Raw genomic sequence first — 14,983 nt, forward strand, 5'->3', positions numbered from 1 at the left:
AAAAAGAGCGAATATTTTCACATTTCTTACGTCTAGTACGATCATAACAGACGTGTACCAAATGCAAAAGCAACAATGTGCAAACGCAAAGATCGTCTGCGCTGAAACATTTTGCGCCTGCGAGCGACGGGCATATCCCGAACACTGCTCTTATCTGAGAGATGGACAGGAGAAGTGGAGAAAAAGCGACTGGCAAGGCTCAGGGAGCCAGTGACCAACCCTAAACGCCCGATCTGTACCGGAATAACCGGTGTGGAGAGGGCGTTATTTTGATTGGCACAAGATTTGCTCTATCTATCAAGCGTAGGCGCGTTAAAGCACGCAAGAACCCACACTCGAGGAGGAAAACGACATGTCGATGAATGAAACTTTGAATTCCCAAAAGCCAGAGATTTTGTATTCCGTCAAAGCAGGGCGCGGATCTACCCTTCGCTGCAAAGGTTGGCGGCAGGAAGCGATTTTGCGCTTGCTCGAGAACAATATGGAAAATGCAGAGAAACCAGAGGAGCTGGTGATTTACGGCGGAATCGGGAAAGCGGCCCGAAACTGGGAGTCGTATCATGCGATTGTACAATCACTGAAAGATTTGGAAGAAGATGAGACGCTTGTCGTCCAGTCAGGGATGCCAGTGGCGGTTTTTAAGACGCATAAGTACGCACCTACAGTGGTCATGGCCACCACCAATATCATGAAGCCTTCCTGGGAGACGTTCTACGATCTCCAAGACAAGAACCTGACGATTTTTGCCCAGTACACAGCGGCACCATGGGAGTACATTGGGACGCAGGGCGTGATCCAAGGCACATTTGAGACCTTGTCCGCCATCGCACGTCTCCATTACGAGGATTCACTCGTCGGTAAAATCTTGCTGACAGCAGGAGCTGGAGGCATGGGAGGCAACCAGACACGTGCCATGGCGATGCACGGTGGCGTGGGGATTGTCTGTGACGCCAATATCGAGATTATTCGTCGACGCATGAATGTGGGGTACATCGATGTTCTTGCCGAGTCACTCGATGAAGCGATTGAGCTCGCTCAAGAGGCAGCGCGTGCAAAAAAATCACAGGGAATAGCGGTAGTCGGTAACTCTGCTGATATTTTTGAAGAAGCGTACGCGAAAGGCTTTATGCCCGATATTTTGACGTCCATGACGCCAGCGCACGATCCCATCTCCTATTTGCCAGCCGGATATACGCCGGAGGAAGCGAATGAATTGCGCCGTCGGGATCGAGACCTCTATCTCGTAAAAGCGCGGGAGACGATGATTCGAGAGCTGCGTGTTACAAACGAGTTCTTTGACAAAGGAGTCCATGCATTTGAATACGGCACCAGCCTGCGAAAAGAGTGTCGTGACGCGGGAATGCCGGAAGAGGAAGCGATGAAAATCCCAGGTTTTGTAGCGGAATACATTCGACCTCTCTTTTGCGAAGGGCGCGGTCCTTTCCGCTGGATCTGCCTCTCTGGGGAAGCATCCGATTTGGCGAAAATTGATGAGATGGTCCTAGAAAAGTTTAAAGATGACTTGCTCGTGACGAGATGGATTAACCTCGCGAAAAAGCACATTCCAATCGAAGGACTTCCAGCACGCATCTGTTACCTCGGCTTTGGGCAACGAAAGGAATTTGCTCTGGAGATCAATGAAATGGTCAAACGAGGAGAGCTTGCAGGACCTGTGGCATTCTCCAGAGACAATTTGGACTCTGGCTCCATCGTCAATCCTACATTCGAGTCGGAGAAAATGCTCGATGGCGGTGACCTGATATCGGATTGGCCCGTGTTGAATGGCCTCCTCAATGCAATCGGCATGTGCGATCTGATTGCGCTCCAAGCCAACTATTCCATGGGAGAAGCTGTCCATACGGGAGTAACGATGATTGCAGATGGTACCGATGAAGCGACGATGAGGCTGTCAGTGTGTATGACCGTTGACTCTGGCATCGGGGTTGTCCGCCACGCACAGGCGGGATACCAAGTGGCAAAAGATGTCGCCAATGGAAAAGGAAACTTGACCAGCGAAGGAATCAAGATTCCATTATGGTGGACACCGAAAGCAACGTTCGGGCCGGAAAAGACAGAATAGTACAACGTTTTGTTCGGTTGTAGCATCATGCTGGGGTGGATGGATAAATCATCCCTCCCCTCCCAGCATCGACGTAAGGGGGGAGAGAGGTGCAACAGGAAAAACCAAAAGCAGATCTTGTCATTGCGAATGCCGGTCAAGTCATCACGTGCAATGGGAAAGGACCCGAAGGACTTGGAATGGCAGACGGCGGATGGATCGCAGTGTCTGGAGAGCATATCGCCGCGGTAGGAAGTCGTGCAGAAGTGGCGGCGGTGGTTGACATGGAGCAATCCTTCACCATCGATGCATCCGGCAAAGTCGTTGTCCCCGGCTTTGTGGATTGCCATACTCACGCTGTGTTTGGTGGTTCCCGTGTAAAAGAGTACGCGGCTCGCATGACAACGGATAGTCCAGAGCGATTAAAACTGATGGGAATCGAGACGGGGATACATGCTTCGGTAGAGATGACGAGAAAAGCCAGCGAGGAAGAGCTGTGCCAATCTGCCAGAGAACGGTTGCTGCGGATGCTGCGATCGGGGACGACTACCGTAGAAATCAAGAGCGGGTACGGTCTCACCACAAAAGACGAGATCAAGATGCTGAATGTCAGTGCGCGCTTGGCGAAGGAATTACCTGTAGACATCGTCAGTACGTTCTTGGGTGCGCACGGCTGGCCAAGGAATCTTTCTAAAGAGATGTACATCAGTGTTCTGATCGAAGAGATGATTCCGTGGGTAAGGGAGCTGGGGCTGGCTCAAGCGTGTGACGTTTGGTGTGATGACGGTCATTTTACGGTGGAGGAGTCTGCCCGCATTCTGGAAGCGGGTATGAACGCTGGTCTGGCTCCGAAGATCCATACGGACGCTTACTCCTACATCGGGGGTTCGGATCTAGCAGCCGATATGGGAATGGCTTCCGCAGATCATCTAAACTATACGCCTGAACGGGTCATGCGCAACCTGGCAGATGCAGGCGTGACAGGGGTTTTGATGCCTGCGCTCGATTTTGCGGTCAAGCACCCTCGCCCGTTCAATGCCAGAGCTTTGATCGATTCTGGCATGACTGTCGCGCTTGCCACAAACCTTTGCCCCGGATGTTGGACAGAGTCGATGCAGCTTGTGATGGTACTCGCATGTCGCTTGTATCAAATGACACCGGCAGAAGCGCTAGTGGCCGCGACGATCGGTGGTGCCAAGGCGTTGCGACTGGATCGTGATCGGGGATCGATCGAATGCGGCAAGCTGGCTGACCTGCAGATCTGGGATGTACCTTCGTATGAGCATGTCATCTATCGTCTCGGTGGAAATGTGGTCGATCAGGTGGTGAAACGCGGAAAAGTGGTTGTCAACTTGATGGATACGAGAGGGAGGTGAACCCGAATGAACATACGCTGGAAGTTTGGAGTGTTGTCTTCCGCATTCGTAGTCGCAGCGGCTATCGGGGGATGTGGATCCCCAGCTACACAAGGTGGTGCGAGCACTTCTGCAGAAGGAACAACATCGGGAGCGGGTGACAAAATTTTGATCGCGACGCAAAGCCCGTTGTCCGGTGCGTCTTCTTCACTCGGTGATGCGATCAAGAGTGGGGCTGAGTACGCCTTGCATTTGAAAAAGGAAGAATTCAAAAAGCTGGGCTTCGACTTGGATCTGTATCCGCAAGACGACCAAGCAGATCCAAAGATTGGGGTATCCAATGCGGAGATGCTGATATCCAACCCGGATGTGCTGGGGGTAATCGGTCACTTGAATTCAGGAGTGGCTATCGCTGCCTCCGTCAAATATGAAGAAGGCAGGCTGGTGATGGTCTCGCCTGCGAACACAGCCGTGAAGCTGACTGAAGAAGGCAAACAAACTGTTCACAGGATCGTGGCGCGCGACGATGCGCAAGGACCAAAAGCGGCGATCTATGCAAAGAAAGCATTAGGTGTGAAACGAGTCTTTATCATTCATGACAAAACAGCATACGGACAGGGCCTGACAGGAGAAGTAAAGGCGCAGTTTGAAAAAGATGGGGTAGAGATCGTGGGGTACGAAGGGATCACGGTGGGGGAAAAGGACTACAACGCGGTCGTCAATCAGGTGATGGCGAAAACGCCTGACATGATTTACTTTGGTGGACATTATCCGGAAGGCGGAATTCTCGTCAAGCAGGCTCGTCAAAAAAATTTCACGGGCATTTTTATGGGCGGGGACGGACTCGATTCCTCGGATATGGTGAAAATTGCGGGACCCGCCGCACAAGATGTCGTCTTTACCTCCATTTCTGGCGATGTGACACAGAGTGAGGAAGGCAAGAAGTGGGCGGAAGAGTACAAGAAGTCGACGAACAAGCCACTCGAGACTCTTTCCGTCTATGGATATGATTCTATGAATTTACTACTGGATGGCTTGAAAAACGCAATCGCAGAGAACGGTGGGAAGAAGCCTACGCGTGAACAGGTGTTGGGAGCCGTACACAAAACAAAAGATTTTACCGGCCAGTTCACAAAAGTAACGTTTGATGAGAAAGGCGATAACCAGAGCGCTGATGTATTTGTTTTTACGTACGACAAAGATAAGTCCGTCTATGTAGGCAAGATCGAATAGTCAGCAGCTTTGCTAGGAAAGGACATGATGAACCTATGGAAATGACACGGCGTGCGGAATTGGTTGAGCTAGACGGGATGACATTGGACCGCGAACAGCTGCGACTTCTCATCGAAAGAAAGGCAACATGCATCATATCCGAGGAAGCATGGATACGGGTAGGCAAAAGCCGCAATCGGATAGAAGATCAGGTCACCCAAGGAAAGATCATCTACGGGGTAAATACCGGATTTGGCAAACTAAGCGACGTTTCCATTCATGCGGATGATGTTGGTCAATTGCAATTGAATTTATTGCGTGCCGATGCTGTCGGAGTAGGAGAACCATTACCCACTGAAGTCGTCCGAGCGATGCTGGTTCTACGTGCGAACGCGCTAGCCAAGGGATATTCCGGCATCCGTACGGAGACGTTGCAGCTGTTGATCGACTGCATTAACCACGGGATCCATCCTATCGTTCCATCCAAAGGATCGCTGGGAGCAAGCGGCGATTTGGCTCCCTTGGCACATCTGGCACTCATCCTGGTTGGAGAAGGTTACGCAGAATATCAGGGGGAGAAAATGCGGGGGGTCGAAGCTCTGGCACGAGCGGGTCTGCAAGCCGTCCAGTTGGGGGCAAAAGAAGGTCTTGCCTTAATCAATGGGACACAGTGTATGACGGGAGTAGGAGTCGTCGCGATAACAGAAGCCGAAAATCTCGGTCGCGCTGCGGATATGGCAGCGTGCCTAACCATGGAAGCACTGCGCGGTATCATCGACGCATTTGATGCAGAGCTACTGGCGACGCGTCCTCATCCAGAGCTGGAGCAGGTGGCGGGACGCATTCGTACATGGTTAGCCGGCAGCCATAGAATTACGCAGCAGGGTGAGCTGCGCGTACAGGACGCGTATTCCATTCGCTGCATTCCGCAGGTGCACGGTGCATCCTGGCAGGCGTGGGGATACGCGGAAAACAAGATTCGCATCGAGATGAATGCTACCACAGACAATCCGATCGTCCTAGAAGACGGACGGGTCTTATCGGGAGGTCAATTTCACGGTCAGCCTATCGCACTTGCCATGGACCTGCTCAAAGTTGCTTCGGCGGAGTGGGCGAATATTTCCGAGCGGCGCATTGAGCGACTGGTTAATCCCCAGTTGAGCGGACTATCCCCCTTTTTGGCACCCAATCCTGGCCTCGAATGCGGCTTGATGGTCGCTCAATATGCGGCTGCCGCGCTCGTTTCGGAAAACAAAGTACTGGCGCATCCGGCTAGCGTAGACTCCATTCCTTCCTCTGCGAATCAGGAAGACCATGTCAGCATGGGGACGATCGCAGCACGTCAAGCGAGAGAAATCATCGGCAACGCTTCACGCGTGATCGCCATCGAAATGATCTGCGCCTCACAGGCTATTTATTTGGAACAGGCGGAAGCAGAGTTGGCCCCACGCACACGGAAGCACTTGGAGTGGGTGCGAGAAGTGATCCCACCGCTTACTACGGATACGGCAATCAATGAACAGATCGAGCTGCTGGCAAAGGCGATATTGGCGGAGCCGATCGTTTAAACCACCGCATAAGCTGACATCCTGCGCATGACAGGTGTCAGCTTTATTTGGCGTGCTCGAGCAGCCTTTCCTCTATCTCGTTCTCCATCAATTGATAGATCTGGATCGCTAGGCTGACGTCGAGAAACTGTTTCTGGTTCGTAAACGAAATCTCTAGTATTTCTTCGATTCGCTTTATCCGATAGATCAGGCTATTCAGGTGTATATTTAGCGAACCTGCTGTTTCTTTCATCTTAAGGCTATGATCGAGATAAGTCGTGAGGGTTTGTAAAAACTCTCTTTTTCTTGATTTTTCATAGCGTAAAAGGGGACCAAGTATTTCAAACACGTAATCCAACAAATCTTCTGTAGCGTTTTGCAGCAGCAAACGTTTGCCGCCTAGCTCTGCATAGCTCAAGTAGGCTTGCTCCATTTTGTAGTTCTTCAGGAAAGTGAGGCATCTCATCGCTTCCTCCGAAGATTTGTAGACATCCTTTAACCCACTCTTGACGCCCCCGATTCCGATCGATGCCTTTAGTCCCCACTTTTTCCCTTGGATGCTTGCCGTGAATTTTTGGCAGTGCTCTTTGAGGGAACGCTGGATGTCCTTCCAGACTAGGTTGCTTGCATAAGAAAGCAATACGACCAAATGATCCTGCTTAGCGACAATCATGCCGAGCGGGTAGGCGTGCAAAAAACAATCCGTAGCGAACTGGATGAGGTTCCTGCGAGCGGCAAGCAAACGGTTGTAAAAGTCAGGAGAATCCCGCAGGTCGTTCTCAAAATTGATCGTCAACACTTGATAGGAGCGATTTGGATCCATCTGCAAATGTCGGGCTTGCTCGATCAGTCGCGTGCTGATATGACCGGTAAAAAGCTGTTCGATAAACTGGCCTTTCAGATTTTGCTCGGTTTCAAAGACGGCTTGTTCTTTGACCAGCTCAAAGGAAATGACGGTGCATACGTGCTCCAATGCGGCCATGTCTACTTCGTCCAAAGGCTCATCCGTGAGCAATGCCAGATAGCCCAAAAAGTTCGGTTTGGCTCCAATCGGGAACATCATGAAGCCATTGGGAGTCTTTCTCGTGCCAAATAGCGGGTACGCCGCCACATGGGTCAGAGTGGACTGGATCACCTGCTGCATGTCATCCAGTTTACCTCCGTTTTGAATGGCTGAAAGTACAGGGGAGGAAGACAGGATTTCGCCCAGTTGATCCATGAGGACGATCGGCTTGTCCATGAGCTGGTGGACATAGCGCAGGATCGCATGCACGCCCTCTCCATGCAGCACTAACTCTGCCAAGCTTTGATGAATTTCCAGGGAGCGATTGAGTAGCTGATTTTGCTGCTTCATTTGCGTGTTCATCGTTTCTAGCAGTTGGACGGAGTTTTCTTTGTCCCGATATAAATTGGCTTTTTCCAAGGCGATGGCAGCTTGATGGGAGATGGCTTCCAGCAGCTGAATATCTTCTGGTTTGAAGGAAGCGTCGGAACGAAAGCAGTCCAGTGTGATGACTCCGATGCACTCGCCATTGGACATGATGGGAGCGCCAGCAGCTGAGTACGGAAAGATAGGGTCTGCTGCGCGCAATCTCTCCTGATTGGGAGTCGACATGGTGCGGGTAGCCTGGTACACACTTTCGCGGTCGGGAAAATGTGTGCATTTTTTTTGGAGAAAGGTAATGCCTGTCATGGACTCACCAGGCTTGAGGCGAACGACAGAGAGCACGTCATTGTTACGCAAAAAGATACTTTTGGCGGTCAGGTAGTCATCCTCAGGGTCATACAGAAATAAATACCCTTCGTCAGCCGCTTCGATGACAGAGAGCGTCTCTTTCATGATGGTATTGAATACAACGTCCAGATCGAGTGTGGAATTAATAGCGTTGGACACTTGAATCAACATCTGCAATTGTCCGTGACTCAGCTCACTTTTCATGGGGCCACCTTTACGGGAAAAGGATGTGAGAAGCAGGTTTAAATGGTAGTTACACCCATCTTCTATTATAAGAGAAAGGAGAGGATCCTCTCTTGTTTTTTGTGTAATCATACAAGTTTTGTAAAAGAAATTCATAGAAACATACGTAGAAAGAAAAGCCCTCTTTGATAAAATTTAATGTATTCAGAAAATTTTGTTATAACTGATTAGAGGGGGATTGAAATGTTACGGAAGAATCATGCACTCCTGTACCTGTTTTTGCTAGTAGCGGTACTGCTAGCAGCTTGCACGCCAGAAACAGCGGGTACGGCTCCGAGTAACCCACCGACTCAAAACCAACCGAGCGGTACAAACGAACCCCCCTCAGCCCCGCCCAAGCAAGATTTGGTCATTGGCTTTGAGGCAGATGCCGCAACCATGCTCGCGAACACCGATGTGAACTACGTGACAGATATCCAGATTCGCAATATCTACGACCCTCTCATTGATCGAGACAAAAATGGTGCGCTCATTCCTGTATTGGCGACCGAATGGAAGAACCTCGATCCGCTCACCTGGGAGTTCAAGCTGCGTCCAGGAGTCAAATTCACCAATGGAGAGCTTTTCAATGCAGAGGCCGTGAAATACAACATTGACTACATTTTGGATGAAAAGAACAACTCGTTCTATCGTTCGAGGTGGAAGGACATCAAAGAAGTGAAGATCATCGATGAAAATACAGTACAGATCATCACCGTTCAGCCGTTCCCGACTCTGTTGTTTCGGATCGCTGACGACCTGCTGATCATGGCACCCAAGCATACCCAAGAGGTGGGACTGGAAAAAGCCGCGACCAATCCAGTAGGGACGGGCGCTTACAAGTTTGAAAAGTGGACAAGAGATGAGTCACTGCAGCTGGTAGCCAATGAAGAGTACTGGCAAGGTGCTCCCGCCATCAAAAAGCTGACGTTTAAAATCATTCCAGAATTCAGCGCTCGTCTGTCTGCCTTCTTGAGTGGAGAAATTCACTTGTTTAAAAACGTTCCTGTAGATTCAGTGGAACGCGTGAAAAGTAGTGATAATGGCAAGATCGAGATGGTTGGTTCGTCGAGGATCAACTACGTGGCGTTGAATACGTTTTACGATGGGCCATTGAAAGACAAACGAGTGCGTCAGGCGATCAACTACGCCATTGATGTGGATGATCTACTGAAGTCGGTATTAAACGGGTACGGAACCAAAATGACAGGTCCGCTGTCCAAAGTGAATGTCGATTATACGGAGACAAAAGATTACGGCTACGATCCAGACAAGGCGATGGCTTTATTAAAAGAAGCGAACATTGATCCGAAAAGCCTGAAGCTGCAGCTGGATACACCAAACGGTCGATACCCCATGGATACGCATGTCGCCCAAGCGATTGCTTCCCAATTGCAAAAGATCGGGATCACGGTCACCGTTCAAGCAAATGAATGGGGCAATCACCTCGCCAAGATCCGCCAGCATGAAATGAAGGACATGTTTATTCTCGGATGGGGCCCTGCTTTCGATGCGCAAGGCACGATTGAGAATCTCTTTACAGAAAAAGCGCCTTACAGCGGTTTCTACGATAAAGACGTGGAAGCGATGATTCAGAAGGCATTACCCGTGTTTGATCCGACAGAACGTAAAAAAGGATTTGACGAGCTGCAGAATCGACTGGTGGAGGAAGCCGCTTGGGTCCCACTCTGGCAGCAGGGCGATCTCTACGCTGTAGATAAAAATCTGGAGTTTACCCCGCGTGCAGATGAAAAGTTCTCTGTATTTGAAATGAAGTGGGCGAAGTAGGAACGCGAAAAGACGACGTAGTCAGGAGGATTGTATGCTGGACTATCTCATCAAACGAACGGTGCAAGTGTTGGTCGTTCTCTTCTTGGCTCTGACGACTGTCTTTTTCATTATCCGACTGTCTGGAGATCCGACTGCTCTCTTTTTGCCACCAGATGCACCCCGTGAACAACTGGAGGAATTTCGCAAAGCACTTGGTTTTGATCGGCCGTTGTTCGTGCAGTATACCGAATTTATTGTGAATGCCGTTCAAGGTGATTTCGGAAACTCCTTGCGTACGAGGGAGGATGCGCTGCAGACGGTACTCAGTCGGATTCCAGCGACTTTCCAGTTGGCATTTACCGCATTGGGGCTTTCCTTGTTGATTGCCCTTCCCATCGGCATCAACTCGGCGTACAAGCGAAATACCCTCTTTGACCAGACGGGAGTGGCATTTACGGTACTGGGTCAAGCCTTACCCAGCTTTTGGCTCGGACTGATCTTGATCTATGTGTTTGCAGTCCAGTTCAAGTGGCTTCCGACAGGGGGAGGAGGTTCCTTCGTTCATCTCATCTTGCCTGCACTGACATTAGCGGCCTACAGTGTCGCGAGGTTTGCCCGGTTTACACGTTCGACGATGCTGGACGTTCTGCGAAAAGACTATATCCGCACAGCAAAGGCGTCAGGGATACCGATGTACAAAATTCTTTCGGTATATGCCTTGAAGAATACGCTGATCCCGATTATTACGCTTGTCGCGCTTGATTTGGGCGTACTACTCGGCGGAGCGGTCATTGTGGAGGTCGTCTTTGCCTGGCCAGGATTGGGGCGGCTCTTGATGCAGTCTTTGCTCAATCGTGATTTTCCTGTGGTCATGGCAGGCGTGTTTTTCATTGCCTTCATCTATTCCGTGATTAACTTTGTAGTGGATGTGCTCTACGCCTACGTCAATCCACAAATTCGATTCAAGTAGGGGGACACCACATGAATCCAACAACGGTAACGGAAACCGGGGTCAATCCGAGCCCTCTTCGAAAAGCTCAAAAAAGGTATGGGAAGTGGGGCTTCTACTTTCGGCAGCTGAAGAAAAGTCCTTCCGGGCTGGCAGGTTTCATCATCATCTTGGTCGTGCTGTTTCTCGGGGTATTCGGTTCGTGGGTAGCGCCTTATGACCCCAATCTCGCGGAGTTCAGTAAAAAGCTGCTTCCACCGATGACGGAGGGGCATTTGCTCGGAACCGATCAGTTGGGGCGGGACATCTTTTCCAGACTGATTCACGGTACGAGCGTATCGCTGATAATTGGATGTTGTGCTGTTGTAGTTGCCGGTTTGGTCGGGACGGCATTAGGAGTGATCGCGGGCTACTTTCGTGGGTGGGTCGATATCATCATCATGCGAATCGTAGATGTCGTGCTCAGCTTTCCGTTTATCCTGCTCGTTCTCGTCATCAATGCGGTGATCGGGACAGGACTGAAGAACATCATTATTTCGTTGGCTGTGGCAGGCTGGGTCGTCTATGCCCGGGTGGTGCGCAGTGAAGTGTTGGCATTGCGGGAGAAAGAATTTATCCTCTCCTGCGTCGCTACAGGCGTCCCGCGATGGGAGATCATTCTCAAGCATATCGTACCGAATTTGTTTACGCCCATTATCGTGCTGTCGTCCCTGCAGATTGCGACGTATATCATCGCAGAAGCTTCGATCAGCTTCCTGGGCTTTGGTGTTCAGCCTCCTCAACCAGCGTGGGGAAACATGCTCAGTGAAGGAAAAGACTATATTTTCAGTGCCTGGTGGTTGATTACGTTTCCCGGGGTCGCGATCGTGATTACCGCTTTAGGTGTCAATTTGTTTGGGGATTGGCTCCGCGATGTGCTCGATCCTGAGCTAAAAGGCAATTGAAGGGGGGACAACCATGCTAGAAAAGGCCCCGGTTCTGGAAGTGAAGCAGTTAAAGACGCATTTCAAGACCGCAAACGGGATTGTGAAGGCTGTAGATGGAGTGGACCTCACGATTTATGAAGGTGAGACGGTCGGCATTGTGGGCGAGTCCGGCTGCGGGAAGAGCGTCACCTCCCTTTCCGTTATGGGTTTGCTCCCGAAGCCAATGGCGTATATCGAGCAGGGGCGCATCCTCTTTTCAGGGCGAGACATTACGCAGTTGTCGGAGCGCGAGATGCGCAAGCTGCGAGGAAATGAAATCTCAATGATTTTCCAAGAGCCAATGACGTCACTCAATCCCGTTTTTACGATCGGTCAACAGCTGAGTGAACCGCTCAAACAACATACACGCCTGAGCAAAAAAGAGATTCGCCAAGCCGTTATCGCCATGCTGCAATCGGTAGGGATACCGAGAGCCGAGCAGATTATGAATGAATATCCACACCAGCTCTCAGGAGGGATGCGGCAGCGGGCCATGATCTCACTCGCGATGCTATGCCAGCCAAAGCTGCTGATTGCCGATGAACCGACTACGGCGCTAGACGTGACGATCCAGGCTCAAATCCTGCAATTGATGAAGGAAATCAAGGCACGAACGAACATGGCGATGATGCTGATCACGCATGATTTGGGAGTAGTCGCTGAGATGTGTGATCGTGTGACCGTCATGTACGCGGGTCAGGTCGTGGAAAGCGCAGATGTTCGCACGATTTTCAATCGTCCGACGCATCCGTACACCCAAGGCTTGCTCGCTTCGTTGCCTACGTCCAACGAGCGTAAGGGAGAGCTGCAATCTATTCCGGGTAGCGTTCCACGTCCAGACGAAGTCCCGGTTGGATGCGCTTTTGCTCCGCGTTGTTCTTATGCGACCGACCGATGCCGAGAAGAGCGTCCCCCTCTCATCGCAATCGAAAATCAGTTGTGCCGCTGCTGGTTTCCCATCAGCAAACCTCAGGAGGTGACACATGCTACCTGAACCTTTACTCGAAATCAAACAGCTGAAAAAGTACTATGACATCAATAAAGGGTGGTTTCAGCCTGCGCAGCAGGTACGTGCAGTCGATGATGTCACTTTCACTGTATATAAAGGCGAGACGTTCGGGCTGGTCGGGGAGAGTGGATGCGGCAAATCGACGACAGGCAGGGCCATTCTCAAGCTGCAGGAGCTGACATCGGGAGAAATCCGATATGCAGGGAGAGACATTTCCAGGCTTCCCTATGCGGAAATGAGAAAGCTGCGGCGGAAAATGCAAATGGTATTTCAAGATCCTTATGCTTCCTTGAATCCGAAAAAAACGATCCTGCAGATTTTGACAGAGCCGCTGCGTGTCCATGGGTTGTTTACTCCTGAAGAACGCGTGCAAAAGGCTATTGAAATCCTGGAGATCGTCGGGCTGTCTGAATACCATCTGCATTCGTATCCGCATGAATTTTCAGGCGGTCAGCGGCAGCGGATCGGGATCGCTCGCGCCGTCATCCTGCAACCCGAACTGATTGTCGCCGATGAGCCGGTTTCCGCCCTGGACGTTTCCATTCAGTCGCAGGTGATCAATCTTCTCCTGCAGTTACAACGCGATTTTGCGTTGACCTATATTTTTATCTCTCATGATCTGGGTGTAGTCCGACATATTACGGATCGCGTCGGAGTGATGTATCTAGGGAAGCTGGTGGAGCAGGCGAAGACGGAGGAGCTCTTTGCCAATCCCAAGCATCCATACACGAGAGCGCTCTTGTCCGCCGTACCGATCAGCCATCCAGATGAAGAAAAAGAGAGAGTGATCTTAATGGGAGACGTTCCCAGTCCGCTCAACCCTCCAGAGGGATGTCATTTCCATCCGCGCTGTCCCGACTGCATGCAAATATGCAAAACCGAGAGACCACCAGTCGTGGAAGCAGGGGATCATGTCGTCGCTTGCCACTTATATGCAACATAAAAACAGATGAAAAGAGGAGATCACATGTTACTCGCGATTCCAAAGCATGAACTCATTGGACGTCAAAAAAAGCTCATCGACAAGCTGCAAGCGAACCAGCTCGATTGCGCCATCATGTTCAGCGTCGTAGATATTTTCTACCTGACAGGCTTTCATTTTCATCCAACCGAAAGACCCATCGGATTTTTCATTGATCCACAGCAAAAATCACATCTGTTTGTTCCAGCCTTGGAGCATGAGCATGCCGAAGAGTTTGCTTGCGTAGACCATGTCCACTCGTATCCTGAGTACCCTGGCCTTCGTCATCCGATGGAGTATTTCAAGGATGCGTTGGTAGAAGCCAATTTCTCGGGGAAACGAGTCGGTTTTGATGCAGATGGATATGGTTCCTCCATGGGGTATCGCGGCCAAAAGGTCAGTCAATTCCTGGAGGCAAAAGATTTTTCCTCTATCTATGGTTGGGTCGAGGAAATGCGGGTGATCAAATCGGCGGCCGAAATTGAATTGATTAAGGAATCGTGCCGTTGGGGCAATCTCGCTCATCGTTTGCTGCAAAAATATTCCAAGCCAGGCTTGAGTGAAATTGAAATTACAACGAGGGCATCCTCTGAAGCCACGATGGCGATGATCGAAACTTTAGGAGCGGAGTATAAGCCTCATGGAAACACTGCTTATGCCCTGTTTCGTGGTCAGATTGGCCCGATGTCAGCTTTCCCTCATGCCGTCACACAAAATCTGGTGCTGAAAACGGGTGATACGCTGGTGACAGGAGCAGCAGGTGAAGTGTGGGGTTACCATAGCGAACTGGAGCGTACGATGTTCGTCCAAGAAGTGAGCGAGGAGCAGGAGAAATATTTCAATTACATGGTGCAAGCCCAAGACATCGCGTTCCAGCACATCAAGCCAGGCAAGCCGATGTCCTATGTGGAGGAAGCTGTTCAAGCCTTCTTCAAGGAAAACGAGATCCAGCACCTGACTTCGCACCATACGGGTCACGCGATTGGTTTGCTAGGTCATGAAGCACCATTCTTTGACCTGGGTGACCACACGATCATGCAGCCAGGAATGGTGATGACGGTAGAACCTGGCATTTACGTCCGCGGTCTCGGTGGATTCCGCCATTCGGATACCGTTGTCGTGACGGAAGACGGCATGGAGATGCTCACCTATTATCCGCGTGATTTGGCTTCTATGATTTGCGTATAGTCCAAGTAAAT

At 50.6% G+C, this 14,983-nt stretch carries 11 protein-coding genes; 10 read left to right on the forward strand and 1 reads right to left on the reverse strand.

Translation table 11 applies throughout. The features are described 5' to 3' along the window. The first annotated feature begins 352 nt into the window (after positions 1-352). The 4 genes from AN963_RS20935 (at position 353) to hutH (ending at position 6,194) form a co-directional block, all read left to right on the forward strand. Positions 353-2,080, forward strand: coding sequence for a urocanate hydratase (locus AN963_RS20935; protein ID WP_055746506.1), 1,728 nt, complete (start codon positions 353-355; stop codon positions 2,078-2,080). Positions 2,081-2,169: 89 nt separating this feature from the next. After that, the gene (gene hutI, locus AN963_RS20940; RefSeq protein ID WP_055746507.1) at positions 2,170-3,435 is read left to right on the forward strand and encodes an imidazolonepropionase; all 1,266 of its coding nucleotides are present in this window, start codon (positions 2,170-2,172) and stop codon (positions 3,433-3,435) included. Positions 3,436-3,441: 6 nt separating this feature from the next. Next, complete coding sequence (locus AN963_RS20945) at positions 3,442-4,647, forward strand: branched-chain amino acid ABC transporter substrate-binding protein (protein WP_055746508.1); 1,206 nt, start codon at positions 3,442-3,444, stop codon at positions 4,645-4,647. A 35-nt stretch (positions 4,648-4,682) separates the two neighbouring features. Beyond that, a complete protein-coding gene (gene hutH, locus AN963_RS20950; RefSeq protein ID WP_236708046.1) occupies positions 4,683-6,194 on the forward strand; it encodes a histidine ammonia-lyase in 1,512 nt (503 codons plus the stop codon). A 43-nt stretch (positions 6,195-6,237) separates the two neighbouring features. Here the strand turns inward: hutH and AN963_RS20955 are convergent, their stop codons facing one another. Further along, positions 6,238-8,112: a helix-turn-helix domain-containing protein gene (locus AN963_RS20955; RefSeq protein WP_055746509.1), complete on the reverse strand. Its 1,875-nt coding sequence runs from the start codon at positions 8,110-8,112 to the stop codon at positions 6,238-6,240. A gap of 222 nt (positions 8,113-8,334) precedes the next feature. Between AN963_RS20955 and AN963_RS20960 the strand changes: the two genes are divergently transcribed. From AN963_RS20960 to AN963_RS20985, 6 genes are read left to right on the forward strand one after another with little or no spacing between them, the layout of a single operon-like run. Next, entirely contained in the window at positions 8,335-9,918 is a 1,584-nt protein-coding gene (locus AN963_RS20960; RefSeq protein WP_055746510.1) for an ABC transporter substrate-binding protein, read from the forward strand. 34 nt (positions 9,919-9,952) lie between these two features. Next, complete coding sequence (locus tag AN963_RS20965) at positions 9,953-10,870, forward strand: ABC transporter permease (protein WP_055746511.1); 918 nt, start codon at positions 9,953-9,955, stop codon at positions 10,868-10,870. 11 nt (positions 10,871-10,881) lie between these two features. Next, positions 10,882-11,793 (forward strand): ABC transporter permease, encoded by a 912-nt coding sequence (locus tag AN963_RS20970; protein WP_055746512.1) that lies wholly within the window; start codon positions 10,882-10,884, stop codon positions 11,791-11,793. 13 nt (positions 11,794-11,806) lie between these two features. Continuing rightward, positions 11,807-12,808, forward strand: a complete 1,002-nt coding sequence (locus tag AN963_RS20975; RefSeq protein WP_055746513.1) for an ABC transporter ATP-binding protein — start codon at positions 11,807-11,809, stop codon at positions 12,806-12,808. Then, complete coding sequence (locus AN963_RS20980) at positions 12,798-13,766, forward strand: ABC transporter ATP-binding protein (protein ID WP_055746514.1); 969 nt, start codon at positions 12,798-12,800, stop codon at positions 13,764-13,766. The genes AN963_RS20975 and AN963_RS20980 overlap by 11 nt, the downstream gene beginning before the upstream one ends. 24 nt (positions 13,767-13,790) lie before the next feature. Then, positions 13,791-14,972, forward strand: a complete 1,182-nt coding sequence (locus tag AN963_RS20985) for a M24 family metallopeptidase (RefSeq protein WP_055746515.1) — start codon at positions 13,791-13,793, stop codon at positions 14,970-14,972. The last annotated feature ends 11 nt before the right edge of the window (positions 14,973-14,983 follow it).

Origin of the sequence: Brevibacillus choshinensis (genome assembly GCF_001420695.1) — a bacterium.
GTDB classification, from domain to species: Bacteria; Bacillota; Bacilli; order Brevibacillales; family Brevibacillaceae; genus Brevibacillus; species Brevibacillus choshinensis.

Excerpts from the sequence above, each read along its gene's own strand:
- AN963_RS20945 (WP_055746508.1), top strand. The coding sequence starts at position 3,442 with ATGAACATACGCTGGAAGTTTGGAGTGTTGTCTTCCGCATTCGTAGTC.
- AN963_RS20935 (WP_055746506.1), top strand. The coding sequence starts at position 353 with ATGTCGATGAATGAAACTTTGAATTCCCAAAAGCCAGAGATTTTGTAT.
- AN963_RS20985 (WP_055746515.1), top strand. The coding sequence starts at position 13,791 with ATGTTACTCGCGATTCCAAAGCATGAACTCATTGGACGTCAAAAAAAG.
- AN963_RS20980 (WP_055746514.1), top strand. The coding sequence starts at position 12,798 with ATGCTACCTGAACCTTTACTCGAAATCAAACAGCTGAAAAAGTACTAT.
- AN963_RS20975 (WP_055746513.1), top strand. The coding sequence starts at position 11,807 with ATGCTAGAAAAGGCCCCGGTTCTGGAAGTGAAGCAGTTAAAGACGCAT.
- AN963_RS20965 (WP_055746511.1), top strand. The coding sequence starts at position 9,953 with ATGCTGGACTATCTCATCAAACGAACGGTGCAAGTGTTGGTCGTTCTC.
- AN963_RS20955 (WP_055746509.1), bottom strand. The coding sequence starts at position 8,112 with ATGAAAAGTGAGCTGAGTCACGGACAATTGCAGATGTTGATTCAAGTG.
- hutH (WP_236708046.1), top strand. The coding sequence starts at position 4,683 with ATGGAAATGACACGGCGTGCGGAATTGGTTGAGCTAGACGGGATGACA.
- AN963_RS20960 (WP_055746510.1), top strand. The coding sequence starts at position 8,335 with ATGTTACGGAAGAATCATGCACTCCTGTACCTGTTTTTGCTAGTAGCG.
- AN963_RS20970 (WP_055746512.1), top strand. The coding sequence starts at position 10,882 with ATGAATCCAACAACGGTAACGGAAACCGGGGTCAATCCGAGCCCTCTT.